Origin of the sequence: Streptomyces sp. KL2 (assembly GCF_046529545.1) — a bacterium.
In the GTDB taxonomy this organism is placed as follows: Bacteria; Actinomycetota; Actinomycetes; order Streptomycetales; family Streptomycetaceae; genus Streptomyces; species Streptomyces radiopugnans.
The window spans coordinates 5,036,848-5,057,778 of record NZ_CP127170.1 but is presented as its reverse complement, the minus strand read 5'-3'; the positions used below and the strand labels follow the sequence as shown (position 1 = coordinate 5,057,778).

Genomic DNA, 20,931 nt, shown 5'->3' with positions numbered 1-20,931 from the left:
GCGGCGGGGCGACTCAGTTGGAGTCGGTGTCGCCCTTCCGCTTGGCGTCCCCGGTCTCCGCGTCGTCGGCGGAGGAGTCCGTCTTGCTCAGGTCGGTCTTTCCGGTGCTGCCGTCGGAGACCAGCGAGGAGGCGTCGTCCGGGACGACGGGGGTGTCCGCGTCGTGGTCCTCACCGTTGACGATGCGCTCGTACTCGTCGGCCTCCAGCACCGCGCCGACGGCGTTCTTCGCGTAGACCGCGTGTACGCCCGGCGCCACCTCCAGGAGGACCGTGTCGGAGTGGACCTCCTTCACCAACGCGTACATGCCACCGATCGTACGGATGCCGGTGCCTGGCTCCATCCGGTCGCGCATCTGCATGGCCTGCTGCTGCTTCTTCTTGGCCGAGCGCGTCATCAGGAGCATGGCCCCGATGAGGATGATGAAGGGGAGGAGAAGTCCAATATCCACGGCGGAAGGTTTCCTTCACACGACCGCTGGGAAGCGGCCTGGTATTCGGGGGTGGTCATGCCCTCCGGGACGGAGGGCGTCGGCGGAGTCTAAGCGAGCCCGCGCTTGGGGAACAACGTCAAGCATCGCACTGAGGTTCCGCCAGGGGCGAGTTCGCACGCCGTCACGATCCGAAGAGACCGGGTTGGCCCGGCCCTCCCGGTGCGGACGCCGGCGGCTGCCGGGGCGGGGTGAGCCCCATGTGCTCCCATGCCGCGGGAGTGGCGATCCGGCCCCGGGGGGTGCGGGCCAGCAACCCCTCCCGGACGAGGAACGGCTCGGCGACCTCCTCCACCGTCTCACGCTCCTCGCCCACCGCGACGGCCAGCGTGGACAGGCCGACCGGGCCGCCGCCGAACAGCCTGAGCAGGGCGTCCAGCACCGCCCGGTCCAGGCGGTCCAGGCCCCGGTCGTCCACCTCGTAGACCGCCAGGGCCTGTCCGGCGATCTCCCGGGTGATCAGGCCGTCGGCCCTGACCTGGGCGTAGTCGCGCACCCGGCGCAGCAGCCGGTTGGCGATGCGGGGGGTGCCGCGGGAGCGCCCGGCGATCTCGGCGGCGCCCTCGGCGTCTATCTCCACGTCCAGCAGCCGGGCGGAGCGGTGGATGACCTGCTCCAGTTCGGCCGGCTCGTAGAACTCCATGTGGGCGGTGAAGCCGAAGCGGTCGCGCAGCGGCGGCGGCAGCAGGCCGGCCCGGGTGGTGGCGCCGACCAGGGTGAAGGGCGGCAGTTCCAGGGGGATGGCGGTGGCGCCGGGCCCCTTGCCGACGATGATGTCGACGCGGAAGTCCTCCATCGCCATGTAGAGCATCTCCTCGGCGGGCCGCGACATGCGGTGGATCTCGTCGAGGAAGAGGACCTCGCCCTCGGTGAGGGAGGAGAGGATCGCGGCCAGGTCCCCGGCGTGCTGGATGGCCGGCCCGGAGGTGATGCGGATGGGGGCGCCCATCTCCGCCGCGATGATCATGGACAGGGTGGTCTTGCCCAGGCCGGGGGCGCCGGAGAGCAGCACGTGGTCGGCGGTGCCGCCGCGGGCCCGGGCCGCGCGCAGCACCAGATCGAGCTGTTCGCGCACCTTGGACTGCCCGACGAACTCCGCCAGGTCCTTGGGGCGCAGCGCGGCCTCGACCGCCGTGTCCTCGCCGTCGGCCGTGGCTCCGACCAGGCGTTCGGCGCCGCCGTCGGTGTGGCCGGGGTGGTCCTCCCAGCTCATGACGGCCTCCCCGGGGCGGTGGGCGGGACGGCGGCCGGGGCGGGGTTCCGGTCCGTGGGGCGGAGGCGGGGCGGGGAGTGCGGCGTCATGGTCGGTCTCTCGTCGGTCCGTCGCCGGTCCGTGCCGCCGCGGCGGCACGGACCGGCGTCTCAGCGTGCGCGGTTCAGGGTCTGCAGGGCGGCGCGGAGGAGCTGGGGCACCGGCGGCCGGCCGCCATCGGCCAGTGCCGCCTCGGCCTGCGGCGTGACGGCGGCGACCGCGTCCTCCGCCTCGCGTGGTGCGTAGCCCAGGCCCACCAGGGCGGCGTGGAGCTGCTCGCGCCAGCCGGGTTCGCCCGCGGCCGGGCCGGGGACGCGGCCGGCCGCCGCGGCCCCGGTGCCCAGCGGCTCGCCGAGCCTGTCCTTCAGTTCCAGCAGCAGTTTCTGCGCGCCCTTCTTCCCGATGCCGGGTACGGCGGTGAGTGCCTTCTCGTCTCCGGTGGAGACCGCCAGCCGCAGCGCGTCGGGGCTGTGGACGGCGAGCATGGCCTGGGCCAGCCGCGGGCCGACGCCGCTGGCGGTCTGGAGCAGTTCGAAGACCTGCCGCTCGTCGTCGTCGGCGAAGCCGTAGAGCGTCAGGGAGTCCTCGCGGACCACCAGTGAGGCGGCCAGCCGGGTGTGCTCACCGACGCGCAGGCCGGTCAGGGTGCCGGGGGTGCAGTGGAGGACCATGCCGATGCCGCCGACCTCGATCACGGCGGTGTCCGGGGAGAGGGCTGCGACCGGTCCGGATACGAAGGCGATCATCGGCTGTCCTTCGGGGTGCGCTGGGTTCGTCGGGCGGGCGCGGCGGGCGGCGCGGATCCGGGCGCCGGGGCCGGCTCCGCTCCCGCCACCGCCTCGGAGACGGCCCGGGCGGCGCGGATCTGCCGGCGGTGGAGCTGCTGGTGCCGGGTCTGCTGGAGTCTGGCCTGCTGGAGCCGGTCCTGGGCGGGGGCGCGCCAGATGTGGCAGATGGCCAGTGCCAGGGCGTCGGCGGCGTCGGCGGGCTTGGGCGGGGCGTCCAGCCGCAGCAGTCTGGTGACCATCGCACCGACCTGGGCCTTGTCCGCCCGGCCGGTGCCGGTGACGGCGGCCTTGACCTCGCTGGGGGTGTGCAGGGCGACCGGGAGGCCGCGCCGGGCCGCGCAGAGCATGGCGACCGCGCTGGCCTGCGCGGTGCCCATCACGGTGCGCACGTTGTGCTGGCTGAACACGCGCTCCACGGCGACGACGTCGGGCCGGTACTCCTCCAGCCACTCCTCTATGCCGCGCTCGACGAGCACCAGCCGGTCGGGCACCTCGGCGTCGGCGGGGGTCCGCACGACGCCGACCCCGCCCATCCGCAGCGGGCGGCCCGCGGTCCCCTCCACCACGCCGATGCCGCAGCGGGTCAGCCCCGGGTCCACGCCGAGCACGCGCACCGCGGCCCCCTTCCGTCCACTGGTCGTTCGATCACCTGTTCCCGCAGGTTATCGGCTGCCACCGACAACGCCGGAGGGCGACACGGAAGAGGGCCGACGCCGGGCCCCGCACCGGGCTGCGCCCGGACGTGCGGAAGGTCAGGCCTCGACCTTGGCCATGACGTCGTCGGACACGTCGAAGTTGGCGAAGACGTTCTGCACGTCGTCGCTGTCCTCCAGCGCGTCGATCAGCTTGAAGATCTTGCGGGCGCCCTCCTCGTCCAGCTCCACCTGCATGGTGGGGACGAAGTTCGCGTCCGCCGAGTCGTAGTCGATGCCCGCCTTCTGCAGCGCGGTGCGCACCTCGACCAGATCGCTCGCCTCGCTGATGACCTCGAAGGACTCGCCGAGGTCGTTGACCTCCTCGGCGCCCGCCTCCAGGACGGCGGCCAGCACGTCGTCCTCGGTCAGGTCGCCCTTGGGGACGATCACGACGCCCTTGCGGTTGAACAGGTACGACACCGAGCCCGGGTCGGCCATGGAGCCGCCGTTGCGGGTCATGGCGACGCGCACGTCGGAGGCCGCGCGGTTGCGGTTGTCGGTGAGGCACTCGATCAGGACCGCGACGCCGTTGGGACCGTAGCCCTCGTACATGATCGTCTGGTAGTCGGCGCCGCCCGCCTCCAGGCCCGCGCCCCGCTTGACCGCACGGTCGATGTTGTTGTTGGGGACGGAGCTCTTCTTCGCCTTCTGGATGGCGTCGTAGAGGGTGGGGTTGCCGTCGGGGTCGGGGCCGCCCATCCGGGCCGCGACCTCGATGTTCTTGATCAGCTTGGCGAAGAGCTTGCCGCGCTTGGCATCGATCACGGCCTTCTTGTGCTTGGTGGTTGCCCACTTGGAGTGGCCGGACACAGCCTCGCTCCTTCATGTCGCCAACGGAGGAATCAACGGGCCGATACTACAGCGGGTGACACCGGCGGATCACCGTGCCGCCGAGCGCACCACCCCGGTGAAGAGCCGGTGCACGCGGTGGTCACCGGTGAGCTCGGGGTGGAAGGCGGTGGCCAGCAGGGAGCCCTGGCGCACGGCGACGGGGTGGCCGTCGAAGACCGCCAGCACCTCCACCTCCGCCCCGGTGGACTCCACCCAGGGCGCGCGGATGAAGACGCCCTCGACCGGCCCGCCCTCCACCCCGGCCATCTCGACGGACGCCTCGAACGACTCGTTCTGCCGGCCGAAGGCGTTGCGGCGCACGATCATGTCGATCCCGCCGACCGTCTCCTGGCCGGAGCGGGGGTCGAGGATCTTGTCGGCGAGCATGATCATGCCCGCGCAGGACCCGTAGGCCGGCATGCCCGAGCGGACCCGCTCGCGCAGCGGCTCCATCAGCCCGAAGGCGGTGGCCAGCTTGGAGATGGTGGTGGACTCGCCGCCGGGGATCACCAGGCCGTCGACCGCGGCGAGTTCCTCGGGGCGGCGGACGGTGCGGGCGTCGGCACCGGCCGCCTCCAGCGCGGCGAGGTGTTCGCGGACGTCGCCCTGGAGGGCGAGGACTCCGATGGCGGGGGTGGTCACGGGGCGCACCTCTTCACGGACGTACGGAAATGGCGTGGGGACGGGCGGGGCGGGACGTACGGGGGCGGGACGTACGGGGGCGGCCCGCGGCGCGGTGCGCGGGCCGCCCTCCGCCGGGGGCGTGGCGGCGGCGCGGTGTGCGCCGCGGGTCACCAGCCGCGGCCGGCGAACCTCTCGGCCTCGGTGAGGGTGTCGCAGTTGATGCCGACCATGGCCTCTCCCAGGCCGCGGGAGGCGTCCGCGATGACCTTGGGGTCGTCGAAGAAGGTGGTGGCCTTCACGATGGCGGCGGCGCGCTTGACCGGGTCGCCGGACTTGAAGATGCCCGAGCCGACGAAGACGCCCTCGGCGCCGAGCTGTCGCATCAGCGCGGCGTCGGCCGGGGTGGCCACACCGCCGGCGGAGAACAGCACGACCGGCAGCTTGCCCAGCTCGGCGACCTCCTTGACCAGCTCGTAGGGGGCGCGCAGCTCCTTGGCGGCGGCGTACAGCTCGTTGCTGTCGTAGCCGCGCAGGCGGGCGATCTCGTTCTTGATCTGGCGCAGGTGGCGTACGGCCTCGACGACGTTGCCGGTGCCGGCCTCGCCCTTGGAGCGGATCATGGCCGCGCCCTCGGCGATCCGGCGCAGGGCCTCGCCCAGGTTGGTGGCACCGCAGACGAAGGGCGTGGTGAAGGCCCACTTGTCACTGTGGTTGACCTCGTCGGCCGGGGTGAGGACCTCGGACTCGTCGATGTAGTCCACGCCGAGGGCCTGGAGCACCTGGGCCTCGACGAAGTGGCCGATGCGGGACTTGGCCATCACCGGGATGGAGACGGCGTCGATGATCCCCTCGATCATGTCCGGGTCGGACATGCGGGCGACACCGCCGTCCTTGCGGATGTCGGCGGGCACCCGCTCCAGGGCCATGACCGCGACGGCACCGGCGTCCTCGGCGATCTTCGCCTGCTCCGGGGTGACCACGTCCATGATCACACCGCCCTTGAGCTGCTCGGCCATACCGCGCTTGACGCGCGCGGTACCGGTCTCGGGCGTCGACGCGGCGGCGGTTTCGGGCGTGCTGGAAGGCGTGGTGGACAAGGTGTGACCTCACTCGGCGACGGTGACAGCGATTGGGACGGGTTGGGACGGCCGGGACGGTGGACGTCGGCGGACGGCGCCGGCCGGCGGACGGCCGGGCCACCCGCGCGGACGGGCGCGGCGGCCGTACTGTGAACCCATCGTAGAGCCGTTCGATTCCCTGCCGGGCCCGCCGTCCGGTCCAGTTCACGGTGATCCCTGCTACAGGACCGATGAAACGGGGCGATCGGCCCCCGCGAAAGGGCCAATCGGAAGTCAGTGGCCTTCCCCGGCCGGTCCCGCCCGGTCCGCCAGGACCGCCGGCGGTTCGTCGTCCATCTCGAAGGCCAGCGGGAAGGGGGCGTGTCCGGCCAGCCGGAACCAGCGCACCTTGCGGTGCCGGCGCAGCGCGCGGGCGGCCCGCACCGCGTCGTTGTGGAAGCGCCGCGCCATCGGCACCCGGCGCACCGCGGCGGCCAGCTCCTCGGCCGTCGCCTCGCCGCCGGGCGCCGCCCGTACCGCCTCCAGCTGCGCGCTCTCGGCGAACACCGCGCGCAGGGCCTGGCTGAGCTCGCTCTCGGCGACCTCCCGCTGCTCCTCCTCGGCCTGCCGGGCGTCGTGCGCGGCCTGGTACAGGACGATGGAGGCGGCCGGGTCCAGCACCCCCGCGGTGGCCAGCTCCTGTGCGACGGATGCGCGCCGCAGCAACTGCGCGTCCAGGGCGGCGCGGGCCGCGTCGATCCGGGCGTGCAGCCGGTCCAGGCGTCCGGCGGTCCAGCTCAGGTAGACGGCGACGAGCAGCAGCGCCGCCGCGATCCAGACGATCGTGGTGGTCACGGTCGGAAGGTTCCCCTCGGTTCAGTCGCGGGCCAGGCCCAGCCGGGCACGCAGTCCCACCCGCTCGTCCGGCGCGACCGAGGCTGCGCCGTCGGTGACGGTCTCGTAGACGGCCAGGACGTCGGCCCCGACGGTGGACCAGTCGAAGCGGCGTACGTGGCGGCTGCCGCGCTCGCGCAGCGCAGCGAGCCGCTCCGGGTCGCCCAGCAGGCGCACCGCGGCGGCGGCCAGCGCACCGGCGTCCTCATTGGCGTACAGTTCGCCGGCCTCTCCCCCGTCCAGCACCTGGGCGAAGGCGTCCAGATCGCTGGCGAGCACCGGGGCCCCGGCCGACATCGCCTCCACCAGGATGATGCCGAAGGACTCGCCGCCGGTGTTGGGGGCGATGTACAGGTCCACGCTGCGCAGCAGCCGCGCCTTGTCCTCGTCGCTGACCATGCCCAGGAACTCCACGCGGTCGCGCAGCTCGCGCGGCAGGCCGGCGACGGCCTCCTCCTCGTCGCCGCGCCCGGCCACCAGCAGCCGGGTGCCGGGGCGTTCGGCGAGGATGTGCGGCAACGCCCGCATCAGCACGGGCAGGCCCTTGCGGGGCTCGTCGATGCGCCCTATGAAGCCGATGGTGTTCCCGCCGTCGCGGCCCTGCCACTCGGCCTTGGGCTCGGCGGCCGCGAAGAAGCCCACGTCCACGCCGTTGGGGATGACGACCGCGTCCCCGCCCAGGTGCTCGACCAGGGTGCGGCGGGCGTACTCGCTGACCGCGATCCGCGCGCTGATCTTCTCCAGCGCGGGCTGCAGGATCGGGTAGGCGGCGATCATCGCCCGCGAGCGCGGGTTGGAGGTGTGGAAGGTGGCCACGATCGGCCCCTGCGCCGCCCAGCAGGCGAGCAGGGAGAGCGAGGGCGCGGCGGGCTCGTGGATGTGCAGGACGTCGAAGGCGCCCTCGTGCACCCAGCGGCGCACCCGCGCCGCCGACAGGAAGCCGAAGTTCAGCCGGGCGACCGAGCCGTTGTACGGGACGGGGACGGCCCGCCCGGCCGGCACGACGTACGGCGGCAGGGAGGTCTCCTCCTCGGCCGGGGCGAGGACGGAGACCTCGTGCCCGAGGCCGGTGAGGTGCTGGGCCAGGTCCCGGATGTGGAACTGGACGCCGCCGGGGACGTCCCAGGAGTAGGGGCAGACGATGCCGATCCTCACCGCCGTCCCGCCCCCCGGCCGGCCGGGCCCGGGCCGGTTCCGTTCTCCGTCCCGGCCCGCGGCGCGAGGTCCGCCGACCACAGTCTCTGCAGCATGTGCCAGTCCTCGGGGTGCTCGGCGATGCCGGTCGCGAAGCCGTCCGCCACCGCCTGGGTCATGGCTGCGGCCTTCTCCTTGCGGGTGCCCTCGGCGGGCGCCTCCACCGGCGGCAGGACGCGCCCCTTCATCACGGGCGAGTCGTCGAACCACAGGTACGCCGGCAGCAGTGCGGCCCCGGTCTGCAGCGCCAGCATGGCGGGGCCGGCGGGCATCCGGGCCGGTTCGCCGAAGAAGTCCACCTCGATGCCGGAGGAGGACAGGTCCCGGTCGGCCACCAGTGCCACCAGCCCGCCCGCGCGCAGCCGCCGGGCCAGGGTGCCGAAGGCCGCGCCGCCGGTGTGCGGCAGCACCTCCATGCCCAGGCCCTCGCGGTAGGCGACGAAGCGGTCGTACAGGGTCTCGGGCCTGAGGCGTTCGGCGACGGTGGTGAACGGGATGCCCAGACCGGTGGTGAGGTAGGCGCCGGCCAGGTCCCAGTTGCCCATGTGCGGCAGCGCCAGGATCACACCGCGGCCGGAGCCGAGCGTGCCGGTGAGCCGGTGCAGGTCGGTGACCTCGACGCCGTCGCGGATGCGCGCCGCGTCCCACACCGGCAGCCGGAAGGACTCCATCCAGTAGCGCAGGTACGAGCGCATGCCCGCGCGGGACAGCTCGGCGAGCCGCTCGGGCCCCGCACCGGGGACCACCCGGGCGTAGTTGGCCTCCAGGCGCAGCACGCCCCGGCCCCGGCGCCGCCAGGCGGCGTCGGCGATGGCGCGGCCCAGGGCCGCGGCCGCGGGCTCGGGGAGGCGCTTGACCGCGCCCCAGCCCAGCCCGTACAGGGCGCCGGTCATCCGCTCCCTCATGAGCTGCCGCCCCCCTGCTCGGTCGCGGCGGCTCCGCCGCGTCCCGGCCCCGCGGCCTCTCCTCCGGCCCGGCCGGCCTCGGCTTCGGCGGCCTCCCGCCGGACCGTCACCATGCGCTGCAGGATCGTCACCAGACTGCCCGCGGCCACCACCCACAGGGCGACGGGCAGCAGGATCCCGATGTACGGGACGCCGAAGGTGGTCTCGAACCCGGCGAGCCCGGCGCACACCAGGGTGATCACCAGTCGCTCGGCGCGCTCGACCAGGCCGTTGACGTTCACCGGCAGCCCGATGCTCTCGCCGCGTGCCTTGGTGTACGACACGACCTGGCCGCTCGCCAGGCAGAAGATCGCCACCGCGCACAGCACCGGGTCGTCGCCCCCGCCCGCGTACCACAGCGCGATGCCGCCGAAGACGGCCGCGTCGGCGATGCGGTCGAGGGTGGAGTCCAGGAAGGCGCCCCAGCGGCTGGAACGGCCCGACTGCCGCGCCATGGTGCCGTCGACCAGGTCGGAGAAGACGAACAGGGTGATGACGACGGTGCCCCAGAAGAACTCGCCGCGGGGGAAGAAGGCCAGCGCCCCCGCCATGACTCCGCCGGTGCCGATGAGCGTGACCGTGTCGGGGCTGACCCCCAGCCGGAGGAGCAGGGCGGCGAACGGTGTGAGAACACGCGTGAAGAACGCACGCGCGTACTTGTTCAGCATGGCCTTCCCGGAGGTCGAGGTGGGCCGGCGGCCGGGGGGCCGTCGGCGCGCCCATCGTAGCCAGCCGCGTCCGGGGCTCCGCCGGTGCGTCACGGCGTCCGCGGCGGTGGCGGCGAAGGGCGGGCCGGGGAGTCCGGTTTCGCCCTGCCGGGTGAGCTTCGCGCATGAACGGAGAGTTTCGCACCTGTACCCCCGGTAGTGCCGAATGCCACGTATGGACGGACTCCGGTGGCGGTGGAAAGCTCGAAGGAGCACCTCTTGTGCGATCCGGCACGACCATCCGACCCAGCCGCGCGGACCGGGAGGCGGAAGACATGGGCGACAGGACCAGTACGCACACCGGGGCCGCGGGAAGGGCGCCGGTGGCCGACCGGCCCGGTTCCATCCGGAACGTGGTGCTGGTCGGCCACGGCGGCGCGGGGAAGACGACACTGGTCGAGGCGCTCGCCCAGACCTCGGGCGCGCTGGGCCGCGCGGGCCGGGTCGAGGACGGCACCACGGTCTCCGACCACGACGACATCGAGCACCGGCAGCAGCGCTCGGTCCAGCTCTCCCTGGTCCCCCTGGAGTGGGACGGGGTCAAGGTCAACCTCCTGGACACCCCCGGCTACGCCGACTTCGTCGGGGAGCTGCGGGCCGGTCTGCGGGCCGCGGACGCGGCCCTCTTCGTCGTCTCGGCCGCCGACGGCGTGGACGGTTCCACCCGCCTGGTGTGGGAGGAGTGCGCCGCCGTCGGGATGCCGCGCGCCATCGTCGTCACCCATCTGGAGGCATCCCGCGCCGACTTCGAGGAGATGACCGACATCTGCCGGCGGGTCTTCGGCGGCGACGACCCCGACGCCGTGCTCCCGCTGTACCTGCCCCTGCTCGGAGAGCCGGGGCCCGACGGGCACGCGCCGGTCGCCGGGCTGATCGGGCTGCTGTCGCAGCGGATCTGCGACTACTCCGCCGGCGAGCGCGCCGAGCGTGCCCCCGACCCCGAGCACCTTCCGCTGATCGCCGACGCCCGCGCCCGGCTGATCGAGGGCATCATCGCCGAGAGCGAGGACGAGACCCTGATGGACCGCTACCTCGGCGGTGCGGACGTCGAGGTGGAAACGCTGGTGCGGGATCTGGAGAAGGCCGTCGCCCGCGGTGTGTTCCACCCCGTCCTGGCCGCGGCCCCCGCCGCGGAGGGAGCACGGCAGGGCCTGGGCACGGTCGAGCTGCTGGAGCTGGTCACCCGCGGCTTCCCCACCCCGGGGGAGCGCGAGATCCCCCCGGTCACCACCCCCGACGGACGGCCCCGCCCCCCGCTGGAGTGCGACCCCGACGGCCCGCTGGCGGCCGAGGTGATAAAGACGTCCTCCGACCCCTACGTCGGGCGGATGTCGCTGGTGCGGGTCTTCTCCGGCACTCTGCGCCCGGACGTCCCCGTGCACGTCTGCGGCCACGGCCTGACGGACCACGACGGCGCCTCCACCGGGCAGCCCCACGACGTGGACGAGCGCGTCGGCGCCCTGACCAGCCCCTTCGGCGGGCAGCAGCGGCATGTGCCGCTGGCCGTGGCGGGTGATCTGGCCTGTGTCGCCAAACTCACCAGGGCCGAGACCGGCGACACCCTGTCGGACAAGGGCGATCCGCTGGTGATGGAGCCGTGGGTGATGCCCGACCCGCTGCTGCCGGTGGCCGTGGAGGCGCACGCCAGGAGCGACGAGGACAGGCTCTCCCAGGGGCTGGCCCGGCTGACCGCCGAGGACCCCACCCTGCGCCTGGAGCAGAACCCCGACACCCGCCAGCTGGTGCTGTGGTGCATGGGCGAGGCCCACCGGGACGTGGCGCTGGAGCGGCTGCGCACCCGTTACGGCGTCCGGGTGGACGCCGTACCCCACCGGGTGGCCCTGCGCGAGACGTTCGCCGAACGGGCCTCCGCGCGGGGGCGGCACGTCAAGCAGTCCGGCGGTCACGGCCAGTACGCCGTCTGCGAGATCACCGTGGAGCCGCTGCCGGCCGGTTCGGGCGTCGAGTTCGCCGACGAGGTGGTGGGGGGCGCGGTGCCGCGCCAGTTCATCCCCTCGGTGGAGAAGGGGGTGCGGGCCCAGGCGGCGCGCGGGGTGGCCACCGGCTGTCCGCTGGTGGACGTGCGCGTCACCCTCGTCGACGGCAAGGCGCACTCGGTGGACTCCTCCGACGCCGCCTTCCAGACGGCGGGCGCCCTGGCGCTGCGCGAGGCCGCCGCCGGCGCGCGGATCCACCTGCTGGAGCCGGTCGACGAGGTGCGGGTGACGGTCGCCGACGAGTACGTGGGCGCGGTGATGAGCGATCTGTCGGGGCGGCGCGGCCGGGTGGTGGGCACCGAGCAGATCCCCGGCGGCAGCACCCTGGTGCGCGCGGAGGCCCCCCAGTCGGAGATCGGCCGCTACGCGGTGGACCTGCGCTCCCTCTCGCACGGCACGGGCCGCTTCTCCCGCTCCTACCTGCGCCACGAGCCGGTGCCGCGGCAGGTCGCGGAGCGGATCCGCGGGCAGGCCGAAAGCCGCGTGGCGTGACCCCGTGGTGACGGTACGCTGAGCGCCGCGGCGTCGGGCCCGGCACGGGCGGGCACCGAAAGGTGTGCGGCGGGCCGTGGTTGGGAACGGTCGGTACGAGCCTGACGTCGGACGGCGCGAGCGGAGTGGGGGCACCATTGGCGGGCTTCGATGACGTCGAGGGCGGCGCGTACGACTTCAGTCCCGGCGCGCAGGTCCCGTTGACCGGCGCGGGCGGCGGGCAGACCGCCGCCACCCAGGCGCTGGCCTCGGCCGCCTACCGCGACGGCCCGGTGACGGACCTGCTCGCGGCGAACGACTCCGCCAAGGTCTCCGCGCCCCGCTTCTCGCTGTTCGAGCCGAATCTGGGCGAGGCATTCTCCCGCGCGGTCCAGTCTCGGATGCTCGGCGGCGCCCGCAAGGCGCTGATCCAGTCCTTCGGCTGCGAGCCGCAGGTCGTGGTCGAGCACTGCCTGGCGGCCAACCGCATCCGCCGGGAGCGCGACGCCCGGCTGACGGTGGTGATGGTGCTCTTCGGAGTGCTCTTCCTGCCCGGCGTCCTGCTGTGGCTCGGGGGCTTCCAGCTGCGCCGGACGCTGGCGGGCGCGCAGGACCGCCGGGCCGGGGCGCTGGGCATGGGCGTGCTCGTCGCGCTCGGCGTGCTGGCGGCGGTCTTCGTGCTGAAGCTGCCGTTCACCGGCTTCTGGGCGATCTATCTGCGCGTGATGCTGGTCGCCCCGGTCGTGGGCTGGCTGCTGGCCAAGCAGATCTGCGAGCGGTACGCCAAGGACCTGCGCTCGCGCTGGGAGGGCCTGCTGTCGGGCGGCGGCATCGGCGCCAAGATCCCCGAGGCGGTGCCGCACGCCCCCGGCGACGCGGGCGCGGAGAGCATCAGGCTGAATCTGGCCAAGCTGACGGCCGAGCAGCGCAGCAACGTGGTCTTCTACGCCGGCCCCAAGGGGATACTCGGCATGGGCACCCGCTGGGGGAGCTGGCAGCTCGCCGAGGAGCTGGTGCCGGCCTCCCCCGGCACCGAGATCAACCCCTTCCGCAGCTGGGACGTGGCGCGCGCGATCCACGACCAGCTGCGGATGCTGGAGCGCACCCCGCTGCACACGGGCGGTTTCCCCAGGCCCTCCGTCCGGCACTGGGTCGTCGCCCCGGTCGGGGAGGGCGCCTCGGACGTCTCCCGGCCCGACGGCCAGAACGTCGAGGCGTACAGCGTCAAGGAGTTCGAGGTCCAGCGGATCTGCAACGAGCAGCAGTTCGGCAGCGGCAACCGCCACTACCTCGGCGTCCAGTTCGTGCTGTGGGACGGCCAGCTCGTGCTCACCCTGCTGGTCAACGTGACCGTGCTGCACCACACCCTGCGCATCGAGGTCACCGGCCACGCGCTCGGCCCGGTGCACCCGGTGTTCTTCTCCAAGCCGTCGCCGAGGAAGAAGACTGTCTCCAAGACCGTCCGGTTCTGGGAGACCAAGGACATCGAGCTGCCGCTGATCGAGGCCCGCGAGGTGGTGCGGCTGGCGGCGCGCGCCCCGCTGACGTGGTTCCCGCCGGTGCTGGACTTCCTGGGCGGCAAGCTGACGCTTCCCGAGCCCTTCGGGCTGCGGCACGTGTGGGCCGACAAGCCCTGGCGCCACCGCTTCATGGCCGACGACGCCCTGCGCGCCGCCACCCCGGTGCTGCGGGTGGTGCACGCGGCGGCCCTGAAGGTGCTGAAGGAGAACAACGTGGACACCGAGAAGTTCAACGCCCGTTCCCTGAGCCTCAGCGGCCAGGTGCAGGCCGCCGAGCCGGGCAACGCCGACGCGTACAACGCCTGATCCGCCCCTCCGGGGCCTCGCGCACGGCCGCGCGGGACCCGTACGAGCACCGGTTCCTCCGGTCGTACGGGTCCCGCGCGGTCGTCCGTGCGGTGCGTGCGGTGTGTGCGGCGGCGGGGGCGCCTCAGGCCCCCGCGGGCCACTTCTCGGCCAGCATCCGCCGGGTGTCGGCCAGCAGTTGCGGCAGCACCTTGGTGTGGCCCACCACCGGCATGAAGTTGGTGTCGCCTCCCCAGCGCGGCACGATGTGCTGGTGGAGGTGGGCGGCGATCCCTGCGCCCGCGACCTCGCCCTGGTTCATGCCGATGTTGAACCCCTGCGCCCCGGAGGCCGCGCGCAGCGCCTTCATGGCCCGCTTGGTGTAGTCGCCCAGCTCCACCGTCTCCTCCTCGGTGAGGTCGGTGTAGTCGGCGACGTGCCGGAAGGGCACCACCATCAGATGGCCGCCGTTGTACGGGTAGAGGTTGAGCACCGCGTACACCAGCTCGCCCCGGGCGATCACCAGTCCGTCCTCGTCGGACTTGGCCGGGATCGTGCAGAACGGGCAGCCGTCACCGGCGCCCGGGCCGCTCGGCTTGTTCTCCCCCTGGATGTAGGCCATCCGGTGAGGCGTCCACAGGCGCTGGAAGGCGTCCGGCGACCCCACTCCGATCTGCTGCTCCGGCTCGCTGCTCATGCGGGCCAGCATAGGACTTCACCGGGCCGCGGCGGGCCGGTGGGGCGGGACGACGACGAAGGAAGGCGTGCTTCCGGAGCGCCGGCGCTCCGGAAGCACGCCTTCGCAGGCGGTCAGACCTGGACGCGGTCCTCGACGGCCTTGGCGATCTCCGCGATCGCCTCGTCGACCGGCACGCCGTTCTTCTGCGAGCCGTCGCGGTAGCGGAAGCTGACCGCGCCGTTGGCCATGTCCTCGTCACCGGCGATGACCATGAACGGCACCTTGCTCTTCTGGGCGTTCCTGATCTTCTTCTGCATCCGGTCCGAGGAGGAGTCCACCTCCACCCGCAGCCCCTTCGCCTTCGCCTTGGCCGCGAACTCCTCCAGGTAGGGCACATGGGTGTCGCCGATCGGGATGCCGACCGCCTGGACCGGGGCCAGCCAGGCCGGGAAGGCGCCCGCGTAGTGCTCCAGCAGCACGGCGAAGAACCGCTCGATGGAGCCGAACAGCGCGCGGTGGATCATCACCGGCCGCTGCCGGGAGCCGTCGGGTGCGGTGTACTCCAGGTCGAAGCGCTCGGGGAGGTTGAAGTCGACCTGGATGGTCGACATCTGCCAGGTCCGGCCGATGGCGTCGCGCGCCTGCACCGAGATCTTCGGGCCGTAGAAGGCGGCGCCGCCCGGGTCCATGACCAGCTCCAGACCCTGCTTCTCGGCGGCCCGGCGCAGGGTCTCGGTGGCCTCCTCCCAGTTCTCGTCCGTCCCGATGAACTTCTCCGGGTCCTTGGTGGACAGCTCCAGGTAGAAGTCCTCCAGGCCGTAGTCGCGCAGCAGGTTCAGCACGAAGGTCAGCAGCGAGTCGAGCTCGTCCGCCATCTGCTCCTTGGTGCAGTAGATGTGCGCGTCGTCCTGGGTGAAGCCCCGCGCCCGGGTCAGGCCGTGGACGACGCCCGACTTCTCGTAGCGGTACACGGTGCCGAACTCGAACAGCCGTAGCGGCAGTTCGCGGTAGGAGCGCCCCCGCGCGTCGAAGATCAGGTTGTGCATGGGGCAGTTCATGGGCTTGAGGTAGTAGTCCACGCCCTCGTCGAGCTGCATGGGCGGGTACATGCCGTCGGCGTACCAGTCCAGGTGGCCCGACTTCTCGAACAGCTTCCCCTTGGTGGCGTGCGGGGTGTAGACGAACTCGTAGCCCGCCTCCTCGTGCCGCCTGCGCGAGTAGTCCTCCATGGTGCGGCGGATGATGCCGCCCCTGGGGTGGAAGACGGCCAGGCCGGAGCCGATGTCCTCGGGGACGGAGAACAGGTCCAGCTCCGCGCCGAGCCTGCGGTGGTCGCGCTTCTCGGCCTCCGCCAGGAACTCCAGGTACGCCTTCAGCTCGTCCTTCGACGGCCAGGCGGTGCCGTAGATCCGCTGGAGCTGCGGGTTCTTCTCGCTGCCCCGCCAGTACGCGGCGGCCGACCGCATCAGCTTGAAGGCCGGGATGTTGCGGGTGGTGGGCAGGTGCGGGCCGCGGCACAGGTCCTTCCAGCACAGCTCGCCGGTCTTGGCGTCGAGGTTGTCGTAGATGGTCAGCTCGCCCGCGCCGACCTCGGCCGACGCCCCCTCGGCGGCCTCGGCCGCATTGCCCTTGAGGCCGATCAGCTCCAGCTTGTACGGCTCGCCGGCCAGCTCCTCGCGGGCCTCCTCGTCGCCGGTCACGCGGCGGGAGAAGCGCTGGCCGCGCTTGACGATCTCCTGCATCCGCTTCTCGATGCGCTTGAGGTCGTCCGGGGTGAACGGCTCGGCGACGTCGAAGTCGTAGTAGAAGCCGTCCTTGACCGGCGGGCCGATGCCGAGCTTGGCCTCGGGGAAGAGGTCCTGCACGGCCTGGGCCATGACGTGCGCGGTGGAGTGCCGCAGGATGTTCAGCCCGTCCTCGGAGGAGATCTCCACGGGCTCGACCTCGTCGCCGTCGGCGACGGCGTACGCCAGGTCCTTCAGCCGCCCGCCGACGCGGGCGGCGACGACCGAGCGGTCGCCGGCGAAGAGATCGGCGGCCGTGGTGCCCGTGGTCACCACGCGTTCTTCCCGCTCGGAATCGCGTTGGATGATCACACGGACGTCCGCCACCGGTCTCTCCTGACTGCTGTCGTCTCGGGTCTCCCCGTCTCGGGATACGCCCGAGGCGCGGGCGATCGCCGCGCACCGTGAATCGTACCGAGCCGGACGCCCCGGCCGCGAAACGGTCGCGGCCCGGTCCAGGGAGGCCGGGGTTGGCCGCGAGCCGGGTGAGGTATCAAGACGGGCGACGGGCGTACGCGCCGCCGTGTGCGCCCGCCCGCCGGGACGGTCCCGGTCTCGACACGGAGGGGAACGAGAGCATGACGGTGTGGTACGAGGGGCCGCTCGCCGCATTCGACACCGAGACCACGGGGGTGGACCCGGAGCGGGACCGGATCGTCTCGGCCGCGCTGGTGGTGCAGGACGCGCCGGGAGGGCCGGTGCGCGCCGCGCGCTGGCTGGTGGACCCGGGGGTGCCGGTGCCCGAACGGGCGGCGGCGGTGCACGGCCTGACCGGGGAGCATCTGCGCGAGCACGGCCGCCGCCCCGCGGAGGCTCTCGGGGAGATCGCGGTGGCCCTGGCGGAGCGTGCCGCCGAGGGGCTGCCGCTGGTGGTGATGAACGCGCCGTTCGACCTGACGCTGCTGGACCGGGAACTGCGGCGGCACCACGGCGCCTCGCTGAGCGACACCGCAGGGTCCGGGCCGCTGTGCGTACTCGACCCGCGGGTGCTGGACAAGCACCTGGACCGCTACCGCAAGGGCCGCCGCACCCTGGCCGCGCTGTGCGAGCACTACGGCGTGGAACTGGCCGAGGCCCATGACGCCGCCGCGGACGCCACGGCGGCGCTGGAGGTCGTGCGGGAGGTGGGGCACCGCCACTCGCGGCGGCTGTCCTCGCTGTCGCCGGCCGAGCTGCACACCCTGCAGTCGGTCTGGCACGCGGCCCAGGCACGCGGATTGCAGGCGTGGTTCGCCCGCAACGGGTCCGACGAGGTGGTCGATCCGGCGTGGCCGCTGCGGACGGAGCTCCCGGCCGCGGTCTGAGAGCGGTCCGGAGCCGTCCCGGAGGAGGCGACCGGGAGCGTGGGCGCGAAACGCGGGAGGCCGGTTCCGTCGGACGGAACCGGCCTCCCGGGCGGTGGGCGATACTGGGATCGAACCAGTGACCTCTTCGGTGTGAACGAAGCGCTCTCCCGCTGAGCTAATCGCCCTTGCGGTGCCCTGCGGCACGACGAGAACCATACAGGGACCGCGGGTGTTCATCCAAACTCCTTCCCGCGCCCTCCCGGCGGCCCCTCCCCCAGCCGGCGGCGCAGCCCGCGGTGCCCGGCGCGCATCATCAGCGCGTGGTTGGCCGCGAACAGCGGACGGCCGGGCAGCGCCAGCAGCCGCAGGAGGGGTCTGCGGGCCTCCACCTCCTGCTCGAAGACGGCCCGGGTGCCGGTGGCGGCGCGCGGGGCGAGCCGCCAGCGGGCCCAGCCTGCCAGGTCGCCGTCCATCTCGATCGCCAGAGCCCGGGCGGCGGGGTCGCGGAGGGTGAGCCGGGCGGTGATCCGCAGGTCGTAGGGGAGCAGGGAGCGGACACGGGCGGAGCCGGCCGCCCGCTCTCCTCCCCCGCCGCCGTCCCCCCGCCAGACGACCTCGCGCACCTGCGGCCACCACTCGGGGTACTCCCCGGCCCGCTCCAGGACGGCGTAGACGTCCCCGGGCGGTGTGTCCAGATCCCAGACGCTGCGGAAGCGGTAGTGGCTCAGGCCCACCGCGTCACCCTCCCTCCGCACGGGGCGCGGTGGTACTCAGAAGGCCCTGAGTACCACCGCGCATGTCCGATCGCCCTCGTACGCGCCACACTCCGCGCATGCCGAACCTCCCACCGCCTGCCTACTGCCCCGGTTGCTCCCTGCCACTCGTTCCCGGTGCGCCGGCGGCCGCCTGCCCCCGGTGCGCGCTGCCGCTCACCGGTCAGGTGCCGCAGCAGGTGCGGGAGATCGACGCGGAGTTGTGGCGGCTGGAGGCCCGGCGCACCGAACTGCTGTCCTGGCGCGGGCAGTTGCTGGCCGGGTTGCGCGCCCCCGGCTCCGGGGGCGGCGGCCGGGCGGACACCGCCCCTCGCGTTCCCCCGGCCGGTCCGCCCGGCCGATCGACCGCACCGCCGCCCGCCCCGCCGACCGCGCGGAACGTGCTGCTGGCCCTCGGCGGGGTGCTGCTGGCGGTCGCGGTGACCGCCTTCACGCTGGTGAGCTGGGGCCGGCTGGGCATCGGAGGGCGCGCGGCCGTGCTGGGCGCGCTGACGCTTCTGGGGCTGGGCGTGCCCGCGGCGCTGACCCGCCGCGGGCTGACCGCGACGGCCGAGGCGGTGGCGTCGCTGGGGCTGGTCCTGCTGCTGCTCGACGCCTACGCACTGCACCGGGTGGCGCTGCCGGAGGCCGGCGACGCCGGCTACGCGGCGGTGGCGGCGGCCGTGACCGCCGCGCTCTGGGCGGGGTACGGGGCGGCGCTGCCCCGGCTGCGCGGTCCGCTGCCCGTCGCCGTGTGCCTGGCCCAGCTCCCGCTGCCGCTGTGGGCGCTGAGCGCGGGCGGCGGCCCGTACGCGTTCTCCTGGGCGCTGCTGGCGACGGCGGCCGGTGATGCGGCGGTGGCACTGTGGTGCGCCGGACGGCGGGCGGTGGCGGTGACGGCTCTCGCCGCGGGGTGCGCGCTGGGGGTCCCGGGGCTGCTGACCGCCGCCGTACTGGCCCTGACGGCGAGGGGGTGGGCCGGGTCCGCGCACTCGGCGGCGCTGCTCGCGGCGGCCGCGGCGGTGCTGCTGTACGCGGCCCGCCGTCTCGCCCGGATCACCGCCCGCACGGATGCGGCGGCGCCCTCGGCGGTGGCGCCCGCCGCGGTGGTGCCCGCCGCGGTGGCGGGGCTGGCCGTGCTGGTGGCGGGTGGTGGCGCGCTGCGGGGAACGGGGGCGTTGCCGGAGCCGGGGTGGCCGGTGCTGGGCTTCCTCCTGTGCGCGATGGCGCTGGGGGCGGTCCCGGTGAGGGAACGGTCCGTGGCGGCGGGGCTGCGACTGGCGTCCGCCGCGGTGTGCGCCGGTGCCGCGCTGTGGGCGCTGCCCGCCGTGGCACGGCTGGTGCTGGGGCCGCTGGGGTGGGTGTTCGGGGTGTGGGACGGTGCGCCGCAGGGCGCCCGGGCCGCGGTCGCTCCGGGACTGGGCTGGCCGTACGGGATGGCGCTGCCGGCGGTGCTGGGCGCACTGGCGGCGGTGTCGGCCGCGGTGGGGTGGGGCCCGGGGGCGGGGGCGCGGGTGCCGCGGGAGTGGCGCGCGCGGGCCCGAGGGGGCGCGCTGGTGGCGGCGGCCGCGGCGGCGGCCGTACTGCCGGTGGTGCTGGACCTGCCGTACCGGGTGGCCGTGGTGCTGCTGCTGGCAGAGGTGGTGGTGCTGCTGGCCGTCTCGGTGAGCCCTGTCCGGCCGCACCCGGCCGCACCCGACACGGCCGGGTCGGGTACGGCCTGGCCGGCTCCTGTGACCGCGCTGGCGGCGGCCGTGGCGGTGGGCGGCTGGTCCCTGGCCGAACCGGCGATGACGGTGGCCGTCCTGGGCACGCTGGCCGCGGCCTTCGCCGGGGCGGCGGTGGCCGCGCGCGCCTCCGCGCCGGTGGGTCCGGCGGTGGCCGTGGCGGCGGTGCTGTGGTCGGGCGCGTTCGCGGCCGCCGTACCCCTGTCCCTGGGCGCACCGCCCCACCGGGCGGCGTTCGCGGTGCTGGGCGCCGCGGTCGCCACGGTGCCCCTGGCCGCCCGGCTGCGGGCGCGTCCGACCGGGGCGCCGGTGGAGTGCGCCGGGTACGCCGTCGCCGCCGCGGCCGTCGCGCTGACGGTCGCGGAGCCCGTCGCGCTCTCCCTGGCGCTGGCCCTGTGCGGGGTGGCGGCGGGGGGCGTGGCGCTGCGCGCGGAGCGCCGGCCGGTCGCGGCGTACGCCGGGGGCTTGCTGCTGGTGCTGGCCTGGTGGGTGCGGCTGGGGAGCTGGGAGGTGACCTCGCCGGAGGCGTACACCCTGCCGGTCACGATCCCCGCGCTGGCCGTCGGCCATCTGCACCGGATCCGGCCGGAGGTCTCCTCCTGGGCGGCGTACGGCCCCGGGCTGGCGACGACGCTGGTGCCGAGCCTGGTGGCGGTCTGGCTGGACACGCACTGGCTGCGCCCGCTGCTGCTGGGCACCGCCGCACTGGCCCTGACGGTGCTGGGCGCGCGGTCGCGGCTGAAGGCCCCGCTGCTGATGGGCGGGGGCACCGCCGCGCTGGTCGCCGTGCACGAACTGGCCCCCTACGTCGTCCAGGTGGCCGGGCTCCTCCCCCGGTGGGCGCCGCCGGCCGCCGCGGGCGTACTGCTCCTGGCCCTCGGCGCGACCTACGAGCGGCGGCTGCGGGAAGCGCGGCGGCTGCGCCGCGCGGTGGGCCGGATGCGCTGACGGCC

General features: G+C 74.0%; 18 protein-coding genes and 1 tRNA gene. 4 read left to right on the top strand and 15 right to left on the bottom strand.

Going from position 1 to position 20,931, the window contains the following annotated elements:
* Positions 1-13 precede the first annotated feature (13 nt).
* From yajC to pgsA, 11 genes are all read right to left on the bottom strand, one after another.
* Positions 14-451 carry a preprotein translocase subunit YajC gene (yajC, locus tag QPK52_RS22805; RefSeq protein WP_410539320.1) on the bottom strand — a complete coding sequence of 146 codons (438 nt, stop codon included), beginning with the start codon at positions 449-451 and terminating at the stop codon, positions 14-16.
* Between the two features lie 163 nt (positions 452-614).
* Positions 615-1,703: a Holliday junction branch migration DNA helicase RuvB gene (gene ruvB, locus QPK52_RS22800; protein ID WP_410539319.1), complete on the bottom strand. Its 1,089-nt coding sequence runs from the start codon at positions 1,701-1,703 to the stop codon at positions 615-617.
* Between the two features lie 149 nt (positions 1,704-1,852).
* Entirely contained in the window at positions 1,853-2,488 is a 636-nt protein-coding gene (gene ruvA / locus QPK52_RS22795) for a Holliday junction branch migration protein RuvA (protein ID WP_410539317.1), read from the bottom strand.
* Complete coding sequence (gene ruvC / locus QPK52_RS22790; protein WP_410539316.1) at positions 2,485-3,144, bottom strand: crossover junction endodeoxyribonuclease RuvC; 660 nt, start codon at positions 3,142-3,144, stop codon at positions 2,485-2,487. Before ruvC ends, ruvA begins: the two co-directional genes overlap by 4 nt.
* Before the next feature lie 138 nt (positions 3,145-3,282).
* Positions 3,283-4,035, bottom strand: coding sequence for a YebC/PmpR family DNA-binding transcriptional regulator (locus QPK52_RS22785; protein WP_093662518.1), 753 nt, complete (start codon positions 4,033-4,035; stop codon positions 3,283-3,285).
* 69 nt (positions 4,036-4,104) lie between these two features.
* Complete coding sequence (pdxT, locus tag QPK52_RS22780; protein WP_410539314.1) at positions 4,105-4,698, bottom strand: pyridoxal 5'-phosphate synthase glutaminase subunit PdxT; 594 nt, start codon at positions 4,696-4,698, stop codon at positions 4,105-4,107.
* A gap of 149 nt (positions 4,699-4,847) precedes the next feature.
* Positions 4,848-5,777 (bottom strand): pyridoxal 5'-phosphate synthase lyase subunit PdxS, encoded by a 930-nt coding sequence (gene pdxS, locus QPK52_RS22775; RefSeq protein WP_410539313.1) that lies wholly within the window; start codon positions 5,775-5,777, stop codon positions 4,848-4,850.
* Between the two features lie 255 nt (positions 5,778-6,032).
* Entirely contained in the window at positions 6,033-6,593 is a 561-nt protein-coding gene (locus QPK52_RS22770; RefSeq protein WP_410539312.1) for a hypothetical protein, read from the bottom strand.
* Positions 6,594-6,614: 21 nt separating this feature from the next.
* Positions 6,615-7,787, bottom strand: a complete 1,173-nt coding sequence (locus tag QPK52_RS22765; protein WP_410539310.1) for a glycosyltransferase family 4 protein — start codon at positions 7,785-7,787, stop codon at positions 6,615-6,617.
* Positions 7,784-8,731 (bottom strand): phosphatidylinositol mannoside acyltransferase, encoded by a 948-nt coding sequence (locus QPK52_RS22760; protein WP_410539309.1) that lies wholly within the window; start codon positions 8,729-8,731, stop codon positions 7,784-7,786. The genes QPK52_RS22765 and QPK52_RS22760 overlap by 4 nt, the downstream gene beginning before the upstream one ends.
* Positions 8,728-9,438: a phosphatidylinositol phosphate synthase gene (gene pgsA, locus QPK52_RS22755; RefSeq protein ID WP_410539308.1), complete on the bottom strand. Its 711-nt coding sequence runs from the start codon at positions 9,436-9,438 to the stop codon at positions 8,728-8,730. The genes QPK52_RS22760 and pgsA overlap by 4 nt, the downstream gene beginning before the upstream one ends.
* A 314-nt stretch (positions 9,439-9,752) precedes the next feature.
* Here pgsA and QPK52_RS22750 point away from each other — a divergent pair, with 314 nt between their 5' ends.
* Together QPK52_RS22750 and QPK52_RS22745 are read left to right on the top strand one after the other, a co-directional pair.
* The gene (locus QPK52_RS22750; RefSeq protein ID WP_410539306.1) at positions 9,753-11,966 is read left to right on the top strand and encodes an elongation factor G-like protein EF-G2; all 2,214 of its coding nucleotides are present in this window, start codon (positions 9,753-9,755) and stop codon (positions 11,964-11,966) included.
* A gap of 137 nt (positions 11,967-12,103) precedes the next feature.
* The gene (locus QPK52_RS22745; protein WP_410539305.1) at positions 12,104-13,771 is read left to right on the top strand and encodes a hypothetical protein; all 1,668 of its coding nucleotides are present in this window, start codon (positions 12,104-12,106) and stop codon (positions 13,769-13,771) included.
* Positions 13,772-13,895: 124 nt separating this feature from the next.
* On the opposite strand, the gene QPK52_RS22740 is transcribed toward QPK52_RS22745, so the two are convergent.
* Both QPK52_RS22740 and thrS read right to left on the bottom strand, forming a co-directional pair.
* The gene (locus tag QPK52_RS22740; RefSeq protein ID WP_410539304.1) at positions 13,896-14,459 is read right to left on the bottom strand and encodes an HIT family protein; all 564 of its coding nucleotides are present in this window, start codon (positions 14,457-14,459) and stop codon (positions 13,896-13,898) included.
* Positions 14,460-14,560: 101 nt separating this feature from the next.
* Positions 14,561-16,540: a threonine--tRNA ligase gene (thrS, locus tag QPK52_RS22735; protein ID WP_410539303.1), complete on the bottom strand. Its 1,980-nt coding sequence runs from the start codon at positions 16,538-16,540 to the stop codon at positions 14,561-14,563.
* A gap of 251 nt (positions 16,541-16,791) precedes the next feature.
* Between thrS and QPK52_RS22730 the strand changes: the two genes are divergently transcribed.
* Complete coding sequence (locus QPK52_RS22730) at positions 16,792-17,517, top strand: exonuclease domain-containing protein (protein WP_410539301.1); 726 nt, start codon at positions 16,792-16,794, stop codon at positions 17,515-17,517.
* Between the two features lie 95 nt (positions 17,518-17,612).
* On the opposite strand, the gene QPK52_RS22725 is transcribed toward QPK52_RS22730, so the two are convergent.
* Positions 17,613-17,684 (bottom strand) — tRNA-Val (locus QPK52_RS22725).
* 48 nt (positions 17,685-17,732) lie between these two features.
* Positions 17,733-18,254 (bottom strand): SRPBCC family protein, encoded by a 522-nt coding sequence (locus tag QPK52_RS22720; RefSeq protein WP_410539299.1) that lies wholly within the window; start codon positions 18,252-18,254, stop codon positions 17,733-17,735.
* A 77-nt stretch (positions 18,255-18,331) separates the two neighbouring features.
* Here QPK52_RS22720 and QPK52_RS22715 point away from each other — a divergent pair, with 77 nt between their 5' ends.
* Positions 18,332-20,926 carry an SCO7613 C-terminal domain-containing membrane protein gene (locus QPK52_RS22715; RefSeq protein ID WP_410539298.1) on the top strand — a complete coding sequence of 865 codons (2,595 nt, stop codon included), beginning with the start codon at positions 18,332-18,334 and terminating at the stop codon, positions 20,924-20,926.
* Positions 20,927-20,931 lie beyond the last annotated feature (5 nt).